This is a genomic window from Aeromonas sp. ASNIH2, assembly GCF_002934795.1.
In the GTDB taxonomy this organism is placed as follows: Bacteria; Pseudomonadota; Gammaproteobacteria; order Enterobacterales; family Aeromonadaceae; genus Aeromonas; species Aeromonas caviae.
In genome coordinates this window covers 2729034-2742891 of the sequence record NZ_CP026406.1, presented here as the reverse complement: position 1 = coordinate 2742891, position 13858 = coordinate 2729034, and the positions used below count along the sequence as shown (strand labels likewise).

General features: G+C 53.9%; 11 protein-coding genes and 2 pseudogenes. 5 read left to right on the top strand and 8 right to left on the bottom strand.

Features of this window, described 5'->3' with window-relative positions; genetic code table 11:
• Positions 1–714, bottom strand: a pseudogene (locus C3F36_RS12965) (IS110 family transposase); the annotation flags it as partial.
• 86 nt (positions 715–800) lie between these two features.
• On the opposite strand from C3F36_RS12965, the pseudogene C3F36_RS12960 reads away from it, so the two are divergent.
• Positions 801–1439: pseudogene (locus C3F36_RS12960) on the top strand (IS5 family transposase); the annotation flags it as partial.
• 45 nt (positions 1440–1484) lie between these two features.
• Here C3F36_RS12960 and C3F36_RS12955 read toward each other — a convergent pair.
• From C3F36_RS12955 to C3F36_RS24165, 3 genes are all read right to left on the bottom strand, one after another.
• On the bottom strand, positions 1485–1943 hold the full coding sequence (locus C3F36_RS12955; RefSeq protein WP_233759650.1) for a Fic family protein: 459 nt from the start codon (positions 1941–1943) through the stop codon (positions 1485–1487).
• A gap of 123 nt (positions 1944–2066) precedes the next feature.
• Positions 2067–2750: an inovirus Gp2 family protein gene (locus tag C3F36_RS12950; RefSeq protein WP_043851559.1), complete on the bottom strand. Its 684-nt coding sequence runs from the start codon at positions 2748–2750 to the stop codon at positions 2067–2069.
• A 635-nt stretch (positions 2751–3385) separates the two neighbouring features.
• The gene (locus C3F36_RS24165) at positions 3386–3574 is read right to left on the bottom strand and encodes a helix-turn-helix transcriptional regulator (RefSeq protein ID WP_042081333.1); all 189 of its coding nucleotides are present in this window, start codon (positions 3572–3574) and stop codon (positions 3386–3388) included.
• 452 nt (positions 3575–4026) lie between these two features.
• Between C3F36_RS24165 and C3F36_RS23315 the strand changes: the two genes are divergently transcribed.
• The gene (locus C3F36_RS23315; RefSeq protein ID WP_133295844.1) at positions 4027–5070 is read left to right on the top strand and encodes a hypothetical protein; all 1044 of its coding nucleotides are present in this window, start codon (positions 4027–4029) and stop codon (positions 5068–5070) included.
• A gap of 93 nt (positions 5071–5163) precedes the next feature.
• On the opposite strand, the gene C3F36_RS12935 is transcribed toward C3F36_RS23315, so the two are convergent.
• Entirely contained in the window at positions 5164–6447 is a 1284-nt protein-coding gene (locus tag C3F36_RS12935; RefSeq protein ID WP_042081336.1) for a tyrosine-type recombinase/integrase, read from the bottom strand.
• A gap of 203 nt (positions 6448–6650) precedes the next feature.
• Here C3F36_RS12935 and mutS point away from each other — a divergent pair, with 203 nt between their 5' ends.
• Positions 6651–9206 carry a DNA mismatch repair protein MutS gene (gene mutS, locus C3F36_RS12930; protein WP_104455203.1) on the top strand — a complete coding sequence of 852 codons (2556 nt, stop codon included), beginning with the start codon at positions 6651–6653 and terminating at the stop codon, positions 9204–9206.
• A 70-nt stretch (positions 9207–9276) separates the two neighbouring features.
• On the opposite strand, the gene C3F36_RS12925 is transcribed toward mutS, so the two are convergent.
• Both C3F36_RS12925 and C3F36_RS12920 read right to left on the bottom strand, forming a co-directional pair.
• Positions 9277–10875: a BCCT family transporter gene (locus C3F36_RS12925; RefSeq protein ID WP_049636524.1), complete on the bottom strand. Its 1599-nt coding sequence runs from the start codon at positions 10873–10875 to the stop codon at positions 9277–9279.
• A gap of 9 nt (positions 10876–10884) precedes the next feature.
• Positions 10885–11412, bottom strand: a complete 528-nt coding sequence (locus C3F36_RS12920; RefSeq protein WP_010672814.1) for a hypothetical protein — start codon at positions 11410–11412, stop codon at positions 10885–10887.
• A 163-nt stretch (positions 11413–11575) separates the two neighbouring features.
• On the opposite strand from C3F36_RS12920, the gene C3F36_RS12915 reads away from it, so the two are divergent.
• Positions 11576–12055, top strand: coding sequence for a MarR family winged helix-turn-helix transcriptional regulator (locus C3F36_RS12915; RefSeq protein ID WP_010672813.1), 480 nt, complete (start codon positions 11576–11578; stop codon positions 12053–12055).
• A 61-nt stretch (positions 12056–12116) separates the two neighbouring features.
• Here the strand turns inward: C3F36_RS12915 and C3F36_RS12910 are convergent, their stop codons facing one another.
• Complete coding sequence (locus C3F36_RS12910) at positions 12117–12698, bottom strand: YjaG family protein (protein ID WP_042864483.1); 582 nt, start codon at positions 12696–12698, stop codon at positions 12117–12119.
• Between the two features lie 161 nt (positions 12699–12859).
• On the opposite strand from C3F36_RS12910, the gene C3F36_RS12905 reads away from it, so the two are divergent.
• Positions 12860–13804, top strand: a complete 945-nt coding sequence (locus C3F36_RS12905; RefSeq protein WP_043152907.1) for a D-2-hydroxyacid dehydrogenase — start codon at positions 12860–12862, stop codon at positions 13802–13804.
• Positions 13805–13858 lie beyond the last annotated feature (54 nt).

The window sequence follows — 13858 nt, the reverse complement described above, 5'->3', positions numbered from 1 at the left end:
GAAACTTTTTGCGTCTCCGACGGAGGCGATCAAGGCACTCGCGGTGAGCGGGCCGATCCCCGGGATCTGCGCCAGCTTCTTGCTGGCGACGTTCTCACGATGCCAGCTCTGGAGTTGGACCTCTAGTTCCTGAACCTGCCGGTCGAGCGCCTTGAGATGCTCCCCCAGGCGCTCGAGCAATTGCCGAAACGTCCCTGGCAACCCGTCCTCGTACTCCTCTAGGATCTCGGGCAGATGCTTGCCAATGTGGGCAATGCCTTTAGGGATGATGATCCCGTGTTCTGCCAGCAGACCACGTAGCTGGTTGGCCTGTGCGGTCCTCGCCTTAACAAAGCCTTGTCGGGCGCGGTGCAGCGCTAGGACGGCTAACTGCTCACTACTCTTCATTGGCACAAACCGCATGTTCGGCCGGCTCACCGCTTCGCAGATCGCCTCAGCATCCGCCGCATCGTTCTTGTTGGTCTTCACGTAGGGTTTAACAAACTGCGGGGCCATCAGTTTAACGGTATGTCCTAGCCCTTGCAGTTTTCTGGCCCAATAGTGGGCGCTGCTACAGGCTTCCATGCCAACCAGACAGGGTGGCAGATTGGCAAAAAAGCTGATCATTTGTGCCCGCTTGAGCTGCTTGTTAAACAGGCACTTACCGTGTTCGTTCACACCGTGTATCTGGAAAATCGCTTTCGCCAAATCGATCCCGATAGTTTTAACGTTCATGTTGATCGCTCCGCTCACATTGATGAATGTATCGTCCCACACGTTGGCACAGGTGCTGCCAGTTTAGGAGGGGCGACCATCCCATTAGCTGTATCAGCAAGCGCGCCAAGACGGTCGAAATCAAGTACCGCCTATCGAGCCATGGCCCAGTGGCTCACCTGGTCATCGATGCCACCGGACTCAAGGTCTATGGCGAAGGCGAATGGAAAATTCGCAAGCACGGCAAGGAGAAACGCCGCGTCTGGCGCAAGCTTCACCTGGCCGTAGATGCGGCGACCCATGCCATCGTTGCAGCCGAAGTCAGCCTGGAAACGGTGGGCGATAACGAGGTGTTGCCCACGCTGCTCAACCCCTTGCGCCGCAAGATAGAACAAGTCAGCGCCGATGGTGCCTATGACACCAGAGCCTGCTATACCCTACTGCAAAAGAAGGGCATCAAGGCCACCATACCGCCGAGAAAGAATGCGGCATTCTGGAAGAAAGGCTATCCACGCAACGAGGCGGTTGCCGCGCTCAAGGCAGGAGAGCTGGAGCAATGGAAAAAGGACTCTGGCTATCATCAGCGCTCGATAGCTGAGACCGCCATGTATCGCTTCAAGCAGCTCATCGGTCCGAAACTGAGTCTGCGGAGCTACAACGCCCAGGTGGGTGAGATCCTGGCTGGGGTAAAAGTCATGAACAAGGTCATAGGGCTTGGTATGCCCATTCGGCAGGCCGTCAACTAAGCCCGCCCGGCGGGTTGGGGAGCGAGTATCCGACTTTGGATTTGATCAACAAGGCCCCATCAGACGAGGGACCTGGTTCGCAGGGGGAGCCATATGCACCAACTGCTCGCCTCGATAGATACCTACACCACCGCTACGCCAGAGACCCGCATCATCACAGAGTCCACGCATCAGGAGTATGTGAGCACCGAGTAGATCATCAGCGGAAGCCGGATCCCAATCAGGCATTGCTTCATAGGCCGCAAACGCATTACCGACTTCTTGGATTTCCCGTGGAAGCCCAAGCACCGTCTTTCCCTCAATCACTGCCGTCACCTGTTCAACACTCAGTGTGTTGTGCTCAATCGCCAAGGAGGCTTGGATAGTGCGGATCCGGTTCTCTCGACGCAGCATCGGCACCTGGGAGCTCTGAGCAAACCGCCACTGCCCCACCAACTCGGCGATCTCCGCCACCCGACTCAACATGGCGTGGGTCAGGGTGAAGGGAGGGGAATAGGCTGCCATGGGTTACTCCAACTGATGCGATAACAAATGAGGGATTAGCTTAACAGATCCGGGAGCAGAAACTCCCGAATTGAATTTGAATGGCCGAGCGTCCCCGCTAGGGCCAGTGAATTAAGTGTAACATTACCTTATCAGTTGACTACGCCCGTAATTACGTTCACCTCGTACTTTCGTGCGTAACTTAAATAAATACGCGGTCCTCTCCAAGAATTTATAAAATTTCTCATTATGCAGGTCAGCATCTCGGCGATCAAATCGATACTCTGCATCGTCAGGGAAATGCACCAAAGACGCATAATCAGGGTATGCGAGCCTCAATGCACTACACCAAGCTTTACGGATACGCGTAGCCATGTTATCTCCATCGAAATTAGAGTAATCCCCAAGATGACCGTAATCATCTCTGTTAAATAGTAGCACCACGTGATAATGAGGGTACTGGCTTGTTACTTGCTCCTTCACCCAGATAAATCCAAAGAAGAATGGTTTACCCGTCTTACCCTTACGGTGACGTGCCGCCTGTATTTGGCTTTTTAGTGAAGCTATAAAGCGCTTAATAACCTTTTCCTCCTCTACCTCCGGTGGGAAGCTTGTCGGCATATCCGGATCATCCATGATGGATATCAGGGGGAAGCGTAGGTCAACGCGCACTGCAAACACTCGTGGGTGTTTATTCAAGAAGTTAGCGATTACCTCCACGGATGTTTTCAACTGCTCAAAGGATATTGAACCATACTTGGCCTCAGCCACACCTCGTAAGTTTTCTAGCTCGTCGGCTATTAAATGATACCCGACTTTTGATTTCATATAAGTTCCTATAGCTCGCATGGAATACCTATACCCGTTGGTTAGATACTCAGGTGACTTCACTTATCATCATTAATGAGGATTGCTACGTAAAACTTTACGGACAACTGATACTGTTCTCTCTTATCAAACCACTAGGTTGATATACCAATCTGCATTTAGCACTCTGTGCATTACATATACTTTGCTATGCAGATCTATACAGCTAATGGCTTGTATCTGATGTACAAGCCTGATGTGCATCTGATTGGTATACACGAAGTGTATATATCACATGTTCTCGTTCACATACCCTGTGATACACTCTGATGGTGTATCACTCTCACCCTCGATATATCTCCTGCCCCCTCTGCCTTGTTATACACTTTGTGTGTATATGTAATACTATTACCGAACTAAGTAGCCGACTAAATCACCGAAAAGAATCGTAGGTATTTTCGATAAGGTCTCGATAATACCGAGCATTAGAATAAAAAACTTACTCTGAACTTAGCCTCAACGATCAAGCAATTATTCTATGCCATAAACTTAATCTGCACAGCAGATTGACAGCCTTCATTTACTGGCTCCAAATAGACCATAATGAAACCATTAAACTTAAAAAACAGCTCCCAAAAAAGGGAGCCAAGATATTATTAGTTATGATTTTTTCGCTCCATTACCAATTTGCGAATCCAGTCTTCTACTTCTGATTTTTCCCATGCTACCGTCTTTGGCGATGTTTGGAGTTGTGAAGGGAACTTCCCTGCCTTGATTAGCCGATAGATTGTTGGGCGAGATAGCTTAGTCATCGCGATCAATTCATTTATTTTAATGAGACCCATTTTACTCTCCTTAAGTTTTTTCATACCTAAGGTGCTCTGTGTTCATTTTTACATATCCCAGACTCCATCATCACAGCAGCTTCATTGCCCCACCATTTATACTCAATAATCCACAGCCAATACCAAATCACCAACGACTCATCGATGCTACTACAGGTCTTCACATACAAGCTCTCTGTAAAAAACAATGATGAACAGACTCACACCAATCACGAGCCCCCAGTGGCAGGGGAGTTGTCGCCTGATTTTTTCACTGGGGGACGAGAGGCTACACACAACACTCTCTAACTCATAAAAAATGCATACATATCAATGAAAATCGACAAAAAACTGGGCTGGGAGCCCATAAAAAACACTATTTACATACTAGAAAAACCCTATAATGACACTTGACTGACACTAGAAAAACACTAGTATCAAACCTAAACAATATTTAACGCGAGTGGATTTATATGAAATTACCAAGCCATGGGCTACCAATAAAAAATGACTCTAAATACCCATGGGGCGATCGCTTCAATAGACTGAAAGCTACGGAGGAAATGAGAAGATTTGCAGAATATATTCTGTATCAACTACATTTTGACACCATCAACACTGATTCTGACTCAATTTTATTAATTTTTAATGACTATTTCAAAACCAAACAAGATTATGTTATCGCAAACTACATTCGGAAAATAGATAACGCCATCCAGTTAGAGAACACTGACGCAATCGCAGAATTTCTATTCAAACAGTTCAGTAGAAACTGTCTAGAAATGGAGCACTTTTGCTGGATACAGGTAACGAACCCAAGAGTGTGTAATTTTGCATTCGCTATAACCAATAATTGGAGTTATTTTTTTGATAAAGATAGTGACCTTTACAAAAAAAACCTCCCAAATCTTAGTCAACCAGGGCCAGCTTATTTTAGAAGCAATTCTTTTGAAGATGTAATATCATTAAGTCACATGCGTTTTACCAATAGCCACCCAAGAGCCAAAACCTCTCGTCAAAAAAAAGAAAGGGTGATTGAGTATTTTGATCGCTTAGACGATGGCATCGCTATAAAGTCCAAACACCTTCAGTTTATTGAATTGCTTTGGAGTAAAATAATTAAAAAACAAAAACCTAAAAGCTGGTTGAACTTTAAAGGATTAGATAATGAAGATTTGTTATGGATAAAAGACCAGATAGATCAAGATGACATTTTTTTAAAAATAATTGACGGCAATAGCAATGATGATATTTCTGAAGCCATTACAACTTACTTTGATTTACTCTTCATATTTAAAGAAAGTGACTGTATAGTTAAATTTGATAGACTTAAAAAATCCCTAACCCAAAAAAAATACAGAAAGAACAATCCAGACAGCAAACAATATAATTTCATCATGAGTGTAGACATTGAAAGAAAATTAAAAGAAATTACAAAGGCAAAGGGAATAAAAAGAAATGCAGTCATAGAAAAACTAATTAACGATGCGTACTGCAGCATCAATCCTGATGGGTAGTTGCATCAATGTTTCAGCTAGCTATAAAAATTGCATGTTACATGGGGGCACTTACGCCCCCACGGAAAACTATATTTAATCGAGGAAAATCATCTATATCGCAGTTAATCTGTCTAAATGATCCGCCCACTTTTGCAACCACTCTTTGCACTCATCATTGTATCTGTGGAGGTTGTATGTTCCTTCTATGCCCTTTGGGGCATGACCTAATATTGCTTCTGCAATATCACTTGGACATTTCAGCTTTGCAAGCCCTGTTCTAACGGTACGCCGAAGGTCATGTGGTGTCCACGAAGGTATATCAATCATTACATTGTCTTTGCGCAGTCGCCACGCAGTTTCAGTTAACAATTTTTGAGGTATCGGCTTTTTAGTCAAAAGCGATGGAAATAAACAATCACCTGTAATTAATTTCAGTGAATGAAGAAAGTCGATAGCTTGTCTTGGAAGCTGAACATATCGCTCGGTATCAGTTTTCGTTTCTTTTAAATGGAATGTGCCATTACTTAGATCAATATCTCGCCAATAAGCACCACAGATTTCTCCGGTACGACATCCTGTCCATAACGTCATTCTGAGCACGTTTTTCTGTGGAATAGTAAAACCAGAACTTGGTAACCAGAGAAGAAATTTTTTTAGCTCTTCATCACTAAGAATTCGAGTTCCTTTTTGACATGTTAAACGCACTTTCGCTAATTTTAATCTTTTCTTTGCGTTCGTAACTGGGTTTACAAAGTGCTCATCCAGTTTGCCCGTTCCAATTGCATAATCGAAAGCAGCTGACAGCTCACGCAGAACACTACCAGCTTGCACATTCGCTCCCCGCGCAACAATCTCCATGACCAAAGCCACGATATCGTTAGCTGGCACCTCTGTGGCTAACCTCTCTCCGAATGCACGCACAGGATCGTTATAGAGAGTCCTTCGTGTTTCTGCTTGCCCTTTGGGTTTACGGGCTCCAAGTAAAATTCCTCCTTCCTTGGCATGCCGATCTTCGATGTGCTCAGTCAGGTAAAGCTCGATCATGTCAGTGATGGTAAACGGTGCAACGACTTCAGATTCTTGGTCGCGCTTGACTTTAACTGCGCTCAGCTCTGTAGCCGGACAGACACCTTGATGCCTCATGAGCTTCAATTCCTTGAACTTGGTCCTGGCCTCCTCCAAGGACATGGCAGGAAAGACACCTAAGGTGACTTGCTTTTGCTTACGCGGATTCAAAGGGTCGTTGTAGCGATAGTAAAAGCTTTTCTTTCCCGTTTTTCCACACGCGACTCGCAATCCTCGGTAATCACCGACGTCGACTTTATCTTTGTCTCCTGGCTTCATCGACTCAATTGCCTTGTAAGAAAGCGGTTTGCTATTCTGGGGCGCGGCCATCACTTACATCCTTTCATATCGTTTTTTATGAGAGCAAAAGCGTAGGTTTTCATTTCAACCACGTTCATCATCACATAAACCTACGCTTTAACCTACGCTTTAAAGCAAGATTTAGTGAGCTTTGATGAGACAAACTGAACCATGCTGAGCCTTAACAATGAAAAAGATAAGTGCAATAACAGCAACTTAATGGCGAACAGACATTGATAACAATAGAAAATTTACACCAGCACACACCTATGATGCAGCAGTATCTGACCCTCAAGGCCGAGAACCCGGAGATCCTGCTGTTTTATCGCATGGGCGACTTCTACGAGCTCTTCTACGACGACGCCCGCAAGGCCTCCCAGCTGCTCGACATCTCCCTGACCAAGCGCGGCCAGTCGGCCGGCAGCCCCATCCCGATGGCCGGGGTGCCCTATCACGCCATCGAGGGGTATCTCGCCAAGCTGGTACAGCTCGGCGAATCGGCCGCCATCTGCGAGCAGGTGGGGGACCCCGCCACCAGCAAGGGGCCGGTGGAGCGCAAGGTCATTCGCATCATCACCCCAGGTACCGTCTCCGACGAGGCGCTGCTCAGCGAGCGGCAGGACAACCTGATCGCCGCCGTCTACCACGATGGCCGCCGCTTCGGTTACGGCACCATGGACATCGGCTCCGGCCGCTTCTTCATCAACCAGTTCGAGGAAGAAGAGACCCTGCTGGCGGAGCTGCAACGCACCAATCCGGCGGAGCTGCTCTACCCCGAATCGTTCGCCTTCCTGCACCATGTCGAGGGTCGCCGCGGTCTGCGCCGCCGCCCGGAGTGGGAGTTCGAGCTCGGCACCGCCCGCAAGCTCTTGTGCCAGCAGTTCGGCACCCAGGATCTGGTGGGCTTTGGGGTCGAGCAGAGCGAGACCGCCCTGTGCGCCGCCGGCTGCCTGATGCAGTACGTGAAAGACACCCAGCGCACCGCCCTGCCCCACATTCGCAGCGTGCGCCTGGAGCAGCCCGATCATGCGGTCATCATGGATGCCGCCACCCGCCGCAATCTGGAGCTGACCCAGAATCTGGCCGGCGGTCACGACAACACCCTCTCCGCCGTGCTCGATTGCACCGCCACGCCGATGGGCAGCCGCCTGCTCAAGCGCTGGATCCACCAGCCGATCCGCGATCGGGTGATCCTCAAAGGTCGCCAGAGCACCATCAAGGAGCTCATCGAGCAGAACCTCTATGACGAGCTGGGGAGCCTGCTGCGCCAGGTCGGCGACGTGGAGCGGGTGCTGGCGCGTCTCGCCCTGCGCAGTGCCCGCCCGCGCGATCTGACCCGGCTGCGGCAGGCTTTCGCTCAGCTGCCCGAGTTGCAGCGTCTGCTGGCGGAGAGCGAGCACGAGGCGGTGCAGCAGCTGCGCGAGCGGGCGAGCACCTTCCCCGAGCTGTTCGACCTGCTGGAGCGTGCCGTGATGGAGGTGCCGCCGGTGCTCATCCGCGATGGCGGCGTCATCCGTGAAGGGTTCAATCAGGAGCTGGACGAGCTGCGGGATCTGGCCAATGGCGCCACCGCCAGCCTGGCCCGCATCGAGGAGCGGGAGAAGGCGCTCACCGGCATCAACACCCTCAAGGTGGGCTACAACAAGGTGCACGGCTTCTATATCGAGGTGAGCCGCGCCAACAGCCACCTGGTGCCGGCCCACTACATCCGCCGCCAGACGCTGAAAAACAACGAGCGCTACATCATCGATGAGCTGAAGAAGTACGAGGACAAGGTGCTCACCGCCCAGGCCCAGGCGCTGGCGCTGGAAAAACGTCTCTACGAAGAGCTGCTCGACGCCCTGCTGCCCCACCTCGGCGATCTGCAGGAGTCTGCTGCCGCACTGGCGGAGCTGGACGTGCTGGCCAACCTGGCCGAGCGGGCAGAGACCCTCGACTATCGCTGCCCCACCCTCATCGACGAGGATCAGATCCTCATCGAGGCGGGCCGCCATCCGGTGGTGGAGCAGGTGATGACCGACCCCTTCATCGCCAACCCGATACGGCTGGAGCGGGAGCGGCGGATGCTGATCATCACCGGCCCCAACATGGGCGGTAAATCCACTTACATGCGCCAGACCGCACTCATCGTGCTGCTGGCCCATATCGGCGCATTCGTGCCCGCCGACAGCGCCCGCATCGGCCCCATCGACCGCATCTTCACCCGCATCGGAGCGTCGGATGATCTCGCCTCCGGCCGCTCCACCTTTATGGTGGAGATGACCGAAACCGCCAATATCCTCAACAACGCCACCGCCCGCAGTCTGGTGCTGATGGACGAAATTGGCCGCGGCACCAGCACCTACGACGGCCTCTCCCTGGCCTGGGCCTGCGCCGAGCAGCTGGCAAGCAAGATTGGCGCCTACACCCTGTTTGCCACCCACTACTTTGAGCTGACCCGCCTGCCCGAGCTGATGAGCGGGCTGGCCAACGTCCACCTGGATGCGGTGGAGCACGGCGACACCATCGCCTTCATGCACGCGGTGCAGGAAGGTGCGGCCAGCCGCTCCTACGGCCTGCAGGTAGCGGCGCTGGCCGGGGTGCCGAAATCGGTGATCCACCAGGCCCGCCACAAGCTGCACGAGCTGGAGAGTGCAACTCCGGTGGCCGCCGGCGAAAGCCGTCCGGCTCCGGTCACTCTCGCCCCGCAACCCCATCCTGTGGTGGAGGAGCTGGCAGCAGTACGCCCGGACGAGCTGACCCCGCGACAGGCCCTTGACCTGCTCTATCGACTCAAGCAGATGCTGTAGCTACCGACCGCCGAACAGGCATGAAAAAGGGGAACCGCGAGGTTCCCCTTTCGTTTGACCGAACCTGTCATCAGCCCGGACCGATGCGATCCATCAGGCTCAGATTGACCGACCCCGGATGGCGCTTGAGCTTCTGCCTGTATTCGAACTGGTGCTGGCTCTCCTGTTTGAGCCCCTGCATCAGGGAGTAGCACATGGCCAGCATGATGACCGAGAAGGGCAGCGCGGCGATGATGCTGGCGGCCTGCAGGGCGGCAAGCCCGCCGGAGACCAGCAGAATGGCCGCGACCAGCCCCTGCCCCAGTCCCCAGATGGCGCGGTGCAGCACCGGGGGATCCTGATCGCCGATGGAGAGCAGCGTCGTAATCACTAGCGTGCCCGAATCGCTGGAGGTGATGAAGTAGGTGCAGATAAGCAGGGTCAGCACCCCCTTGGCAATCCAGCCGAAGGTCTCCCAGTGCAGCAGTTCCACCGTCTTGTAGAGCGCCATGGTGACATCCTGATTGACCGCTTCCACCACGCCGCCGCCACCGAACAGCTCCAGGTTCATGGCAGTCCCGCCGAACACGGTGAGCCAGAACATGCCGAGCAGGGAGGGCACCAGCAGAACACCGAGCACGAATTCACGGATCGTGCGGCCCTTGGAGATGCGCGCGATGAACATGCCGACAAAGGGTGCCCACGCGATCCACCAGCCCCAGTAGAACGCGGTCCAGCTAGACTGCCAGGCCGAGGTGCCGTTGGCTTCGGTATTGGTCCAGAAGCTCAGCTTGACGATGTTCTGCAGATAATCACCGATGTTCTGCACATAGGCGTTGAGGATGTAGGTGGTCGGCCCCAGCACCAGGAAGAGGCCCAGCACGAACACGCTCAACCAGATATTGAGTTCGGAGAGGATCTTCACCCCGCGCCCGACGCCGGAGATGGCCGACAGGGTGGCAATCAGGCTGATGCCACCGATGAGCCAGAGCTGGTTCGCTTGTGACACGCCCATGCCGAACATCTGATTGAGGCCGGTGTTCATCTGGGAGACGCCCAGCCCAAGGGAGGTCGCCACCCCGAACACGGTACCGAACACCGCCAGCACGTCGGCGGCATGGCCCCAGAAGCCGTAGATGCGATCGCCAAGAATGGGGTAGAGCACGGAGCGGATGGCCAGCGGCAACTTGCGCCGGTAGCTGAAGAAGGCCAGCGACAGGCCGACGATCACATAGATGGCCCAGGGGTGCAGACCCCAGTGGAAGAAGGTGAGGCGCATGGCGATCTGGGCCGCTTCCGGCGTCATGCCTTCGGTGATGAAGGGGTTGCCCTGCAGGTGATACATGGGCTCGGCGATGCTCCAGAACACCAGGCCTATGCCCATGCCTGCGCTGAACAGCATGGAGAACCAGGCAAAGTAGCCAAACTCCGGTACCTGGTCGTCGTCGCCCAGCCGGATGCTGCCAAAGCGGCTGAACATCAGGTAGACGGCGAAGAACAGGAACAGGGCGACCACCAGGATGTAATACCACTTGAAGCCAGCAATGATGGTGTCCTTGGCCCCGGTAAACCAGGTGCCTGCGGTATCCGGATCAAAGACGCCGAACAGCAGGAAGAGGGTCACGACGGTGAGGGCCGTCATGGCCATGGTGGGATTGAGGCCTTTCAAAAGCCCTTTGGTTGCTCGCATCGGGCCTCCTTAGTCGTTGTTGAAAAAGTCTTCACCCACGTGATCGCCGGCACCGCCGATGGCGCGATAGGCCAGACGACCTGCCACCTGCTCACGGTGATCCACCAGGGTCACCGACGGCTGACCGTTCACTGCGTGGCGTTTGCCAAGGAAGATAGCCATCGGCACCCCCAGATTGGAGACACCGCTGGTGATCCAGAGGCGGTTGAAGTCATAGGAGCCACCGATGAACTCGAGCTGTGCCAGCCCATTGTCCAGACCCGCCAGATAAAAGTTCATGGCACTCTCGTCGGGGAAGAGGTGAACCAGCACATAGGCATAGCGCAACTCATTGACCAACTCCTTTAGACTGAAAGAACCTGTGTTGCTACAAGAGAGCGGCAGCTCACCATCGTAGTGGTGTACCTTGAGGTTGTTGGGGTCCTCGTCATAGGCAGGTTGATAACGCACAAACGCCGCGGTATCCGGCAGTTCATAGCGAACTCTGACCACACGCAGGTCGGCAACCAGGGACTTGATATCCAGGTCGTCATGCATGATTTCACTCCTCAAATATCGGGTTGGAATGGGGCAATTGTCCGATAACCTAACACAATGTTCATTAGAGCTAAAACCATTACATCAAAAACCATATTGACCTTGTTATGGATTAGGCGGAGAATTTCGCGCCTCTCCACAGCCCTGCGATGACCCAGACCCCATGGAAAAACATGATGAAGTGCTGATCGCCCTGCGCCAGATCATCCGTGCCATCGACATGCACTCCAAGCGCTTGATCAAGGAGGCCGGCCTGACCTCGCCTCAGCTCCTGCTGCTCAAGGGGATCGACGAGCTTGGCCAGATCTCCATGCGCCAGCTGGCGGATCACACCAACATGAGCCAGGCCACCGCCACCACCATCATGGACCGGCTGGAGAGCCGCCAGCTGGTGCAGCGCATTCGCAGCGAAACCGACAAACGCAAGGTGCATGCGACGCTCACTGACGCGGGACGCGCCCTGCTTGCCCAGGCTCCAACCCCCTTGCAGGAGAGTTTCATTCAACGCTTTCAGGCGCTGGAGAACTGGGAACAGGGGTTGTTGCTCTCATCCCTGCAACGCATCTCCGCCATGATGAATGCCGACGGCATCGATGCCGCCCCCGTGCTGAGTGTCAGCCCCCTGACCGAAGAGCGGGCCTGAGCCGCAGCCATAAAAAAAGCTCCCGACCGGGAGCTTTTTTTATGGGCAGTACGCGATGGCGTTACGCCTCCAGGCTGATGCCGATGTTGGAGACGCCGTCCTGGGCCGCGAAGGCGCGGATGGCAAGGATGCGGTCGCTGTCCCGTTCATGGGCCACCCGTTTGAGCAGTTCGACCTGGAACTCCAGCTCCGCTTCCATGTACTCGTGCTCATAGAGCTCCTCATCGCTGAGATCCCGCTCTTCCAGCATCTCGATGAAGCCGGCGACCGTGCCGACAGACGCATGGCTGGCGTCGTTGGCCTCTTCCCCCACCCGACAGATCACCGAGTTGTAGGCACAACCCAGCGCCACGCAGGCGTCCAGTGCCGGATAGGCGCCGTAGGATTCAAACTTGCGGGGATCGGGAATGTAGACTTCAAACGCTTCCAGAATGGCACCAAGATTGACGCGGGATCCCTTGACCGTCAGGTAGTTCCACATCTGATCCAGCGCGTGACGGAATGCCCTCGCATCCCCGAAACCGGAGGCCTGGGTAAAGAGCACATAGTTGGGGTACATGCGCTCTGCCAGCGCCAGGGTATAGACGGTTTGCTGCCAGGGCTGCAGCTCGGCCAGTCGCTTATAAAACTTGTCACCAAACACTGGAGTCGGATCCTTTGCAAAATGTGGGGCAGATTGTAGCCCACGAGGGCCCCGTCTAAAAATGAAAAAGCGCCCTGCTCGACTATCTTGCCCGATCAACTGGGGTAAGATGGAGACAGCATCCCTCTCGCCTTGCCATAAACACGATAAGGAACAAGAGTATGAGCCAACGTACCCTGCTGCTGTTGAGTCAGGACAACAGCCACTATGAACGCCTGCTCAAGGCGGCCCATCTTCCCCATCTGCACATTCTTCGGGCCGACAATCAGGCCGAGGCCGAACAGCTTATCGGTGACGCTCATATCCTGATGGCCGAGCCTGCCCGGGCCAAGCCGCTGCTGGCCAAGGCCGGCAAGCTCAGCTGGCTCCAGTCGACTTATGCCGGGGTCGATGTGCTGCTGGACGCCAGTTGCCGCCGCGACTACCTGCTCACCAATGTCCGCGGCATCTTCGGCCCCTTGATGAGCGAGTATGTGTTCGGCCATCTGCTCAGCCTGACCCGCCAGTTGCCACTCTATCGCGAGCAGCAGCAACAGGGCGTCTGGCAGAGCCATCCCTATCAGGGCTTGAAGGGAAAGACGCTGCTGCTGCTCGGCACCGGCAGCATAGGGCAGCATATCGCCCACACCGGCAAACATTTTGGCATGAGGGTGCTCGGCATCAGCCACAGTGGCCGTGAGCGTGCCGGGTTCGATCAGGTGTACCAATTGCCGGCACTCAACAAGATGCTGGCCCAGGCCGATGTCATCGTCAGCGTGCTGCCCGCCACCCGCGAGACACGCCATCTCTTCACCGCCGAACGCTTCGGCCACTGCAAACCGGGCGCCATCTTCTTCAACGTCGGCAGGGGCAATGCCGTCCATGAGGGGGATCTGCTGGCGGCACTGCAAGCCGGCAAGCCCGCCATGGCGGTGCTCGATGTGTTCGAGCAGGAACCCCTGCCCGCTGACAGCCCGCTCTGGCACCAGCCCAATCTCATCGTGACGCCCCACAACAGCGCCTACAGCTTCCCGGAAGATGTGGCCCAGATCTTCATCCGCAACTACATCCGCTTCATCGATGGTCAGCAGCTGGACGGCAGGATCGACTTTGACAAGGGTTATTGAAGCCGTTCTGCAATGAAAAGGCCCCGCCAGTTTGCGGGGCCTTTTTCGTCAGGA

Bases quoted from the DNA above. Each gene is read 5' to 3' on its own strand.
- C3F36_RS24165 (WP_042081333.1), bottom strand. From the start codon at position 3,574: ATGGGTCTCATTAAAATAAATGAATTGATCGCGATGACTAAGCTATCT.
- C3F36_RS12905 (WP_043152907.1), top strand. From the start codon at position 12,860: ATGAGCCAACGTACCCTGCTGCTGTTGAGTCAGGACAACAGCCACTAT.
- C3F36_RS12920 (WP_010672814.1), bottom strand. From the start codon at position 11,412: ATGCATGACGACCTGGATATCAAGTCCCTGGTTGCCGACCTGCGTGTG.
- C3F36_RS23315 (WP_133295844.1), top strand. From the start codon at position 4,027: ATGAAATTACCAAGCCATGGGCTACCAATAAAAAATGACTCTAAATAC.
- C3F36_RS12915 (WP_010672813.1), top strand. From the start codon at position 11,576: ATGGAAAAACATGATGAAGTGCTGATCGCCCTGCGCCAGATCATCCGT.
- C3F36_RS12955 (WP_233759650.1), bottom strand. From the start codon at position 1,943: ATGGCAGCCTATTCCCCTCCCTTCACCCTGACCCACGCCATGTTGAGT.
- C3F36_RS12950 (WP_043851559.1), bottom strand. From the start codon at position 2,750: ATGAAATCAAAAGTCGGGTATCATTTAATAGCCGACGAGCTAGAAAAC.
- C3F36_RS12925 (WP_049636524.1), bottom strand. From the start codon at position 10,875: ATGCGAGCAACCAAAGGGCTTTTGAAAGGCCTCAATCCCACCATGGCC.
- C3F36_RS12935 (WP_042081336.1), bottom strand. From the start codon at position 6,447: ATGGCCGCGCCCCAGAATAGCAAACCGCTTTCTTACAAGGCAATTGAG.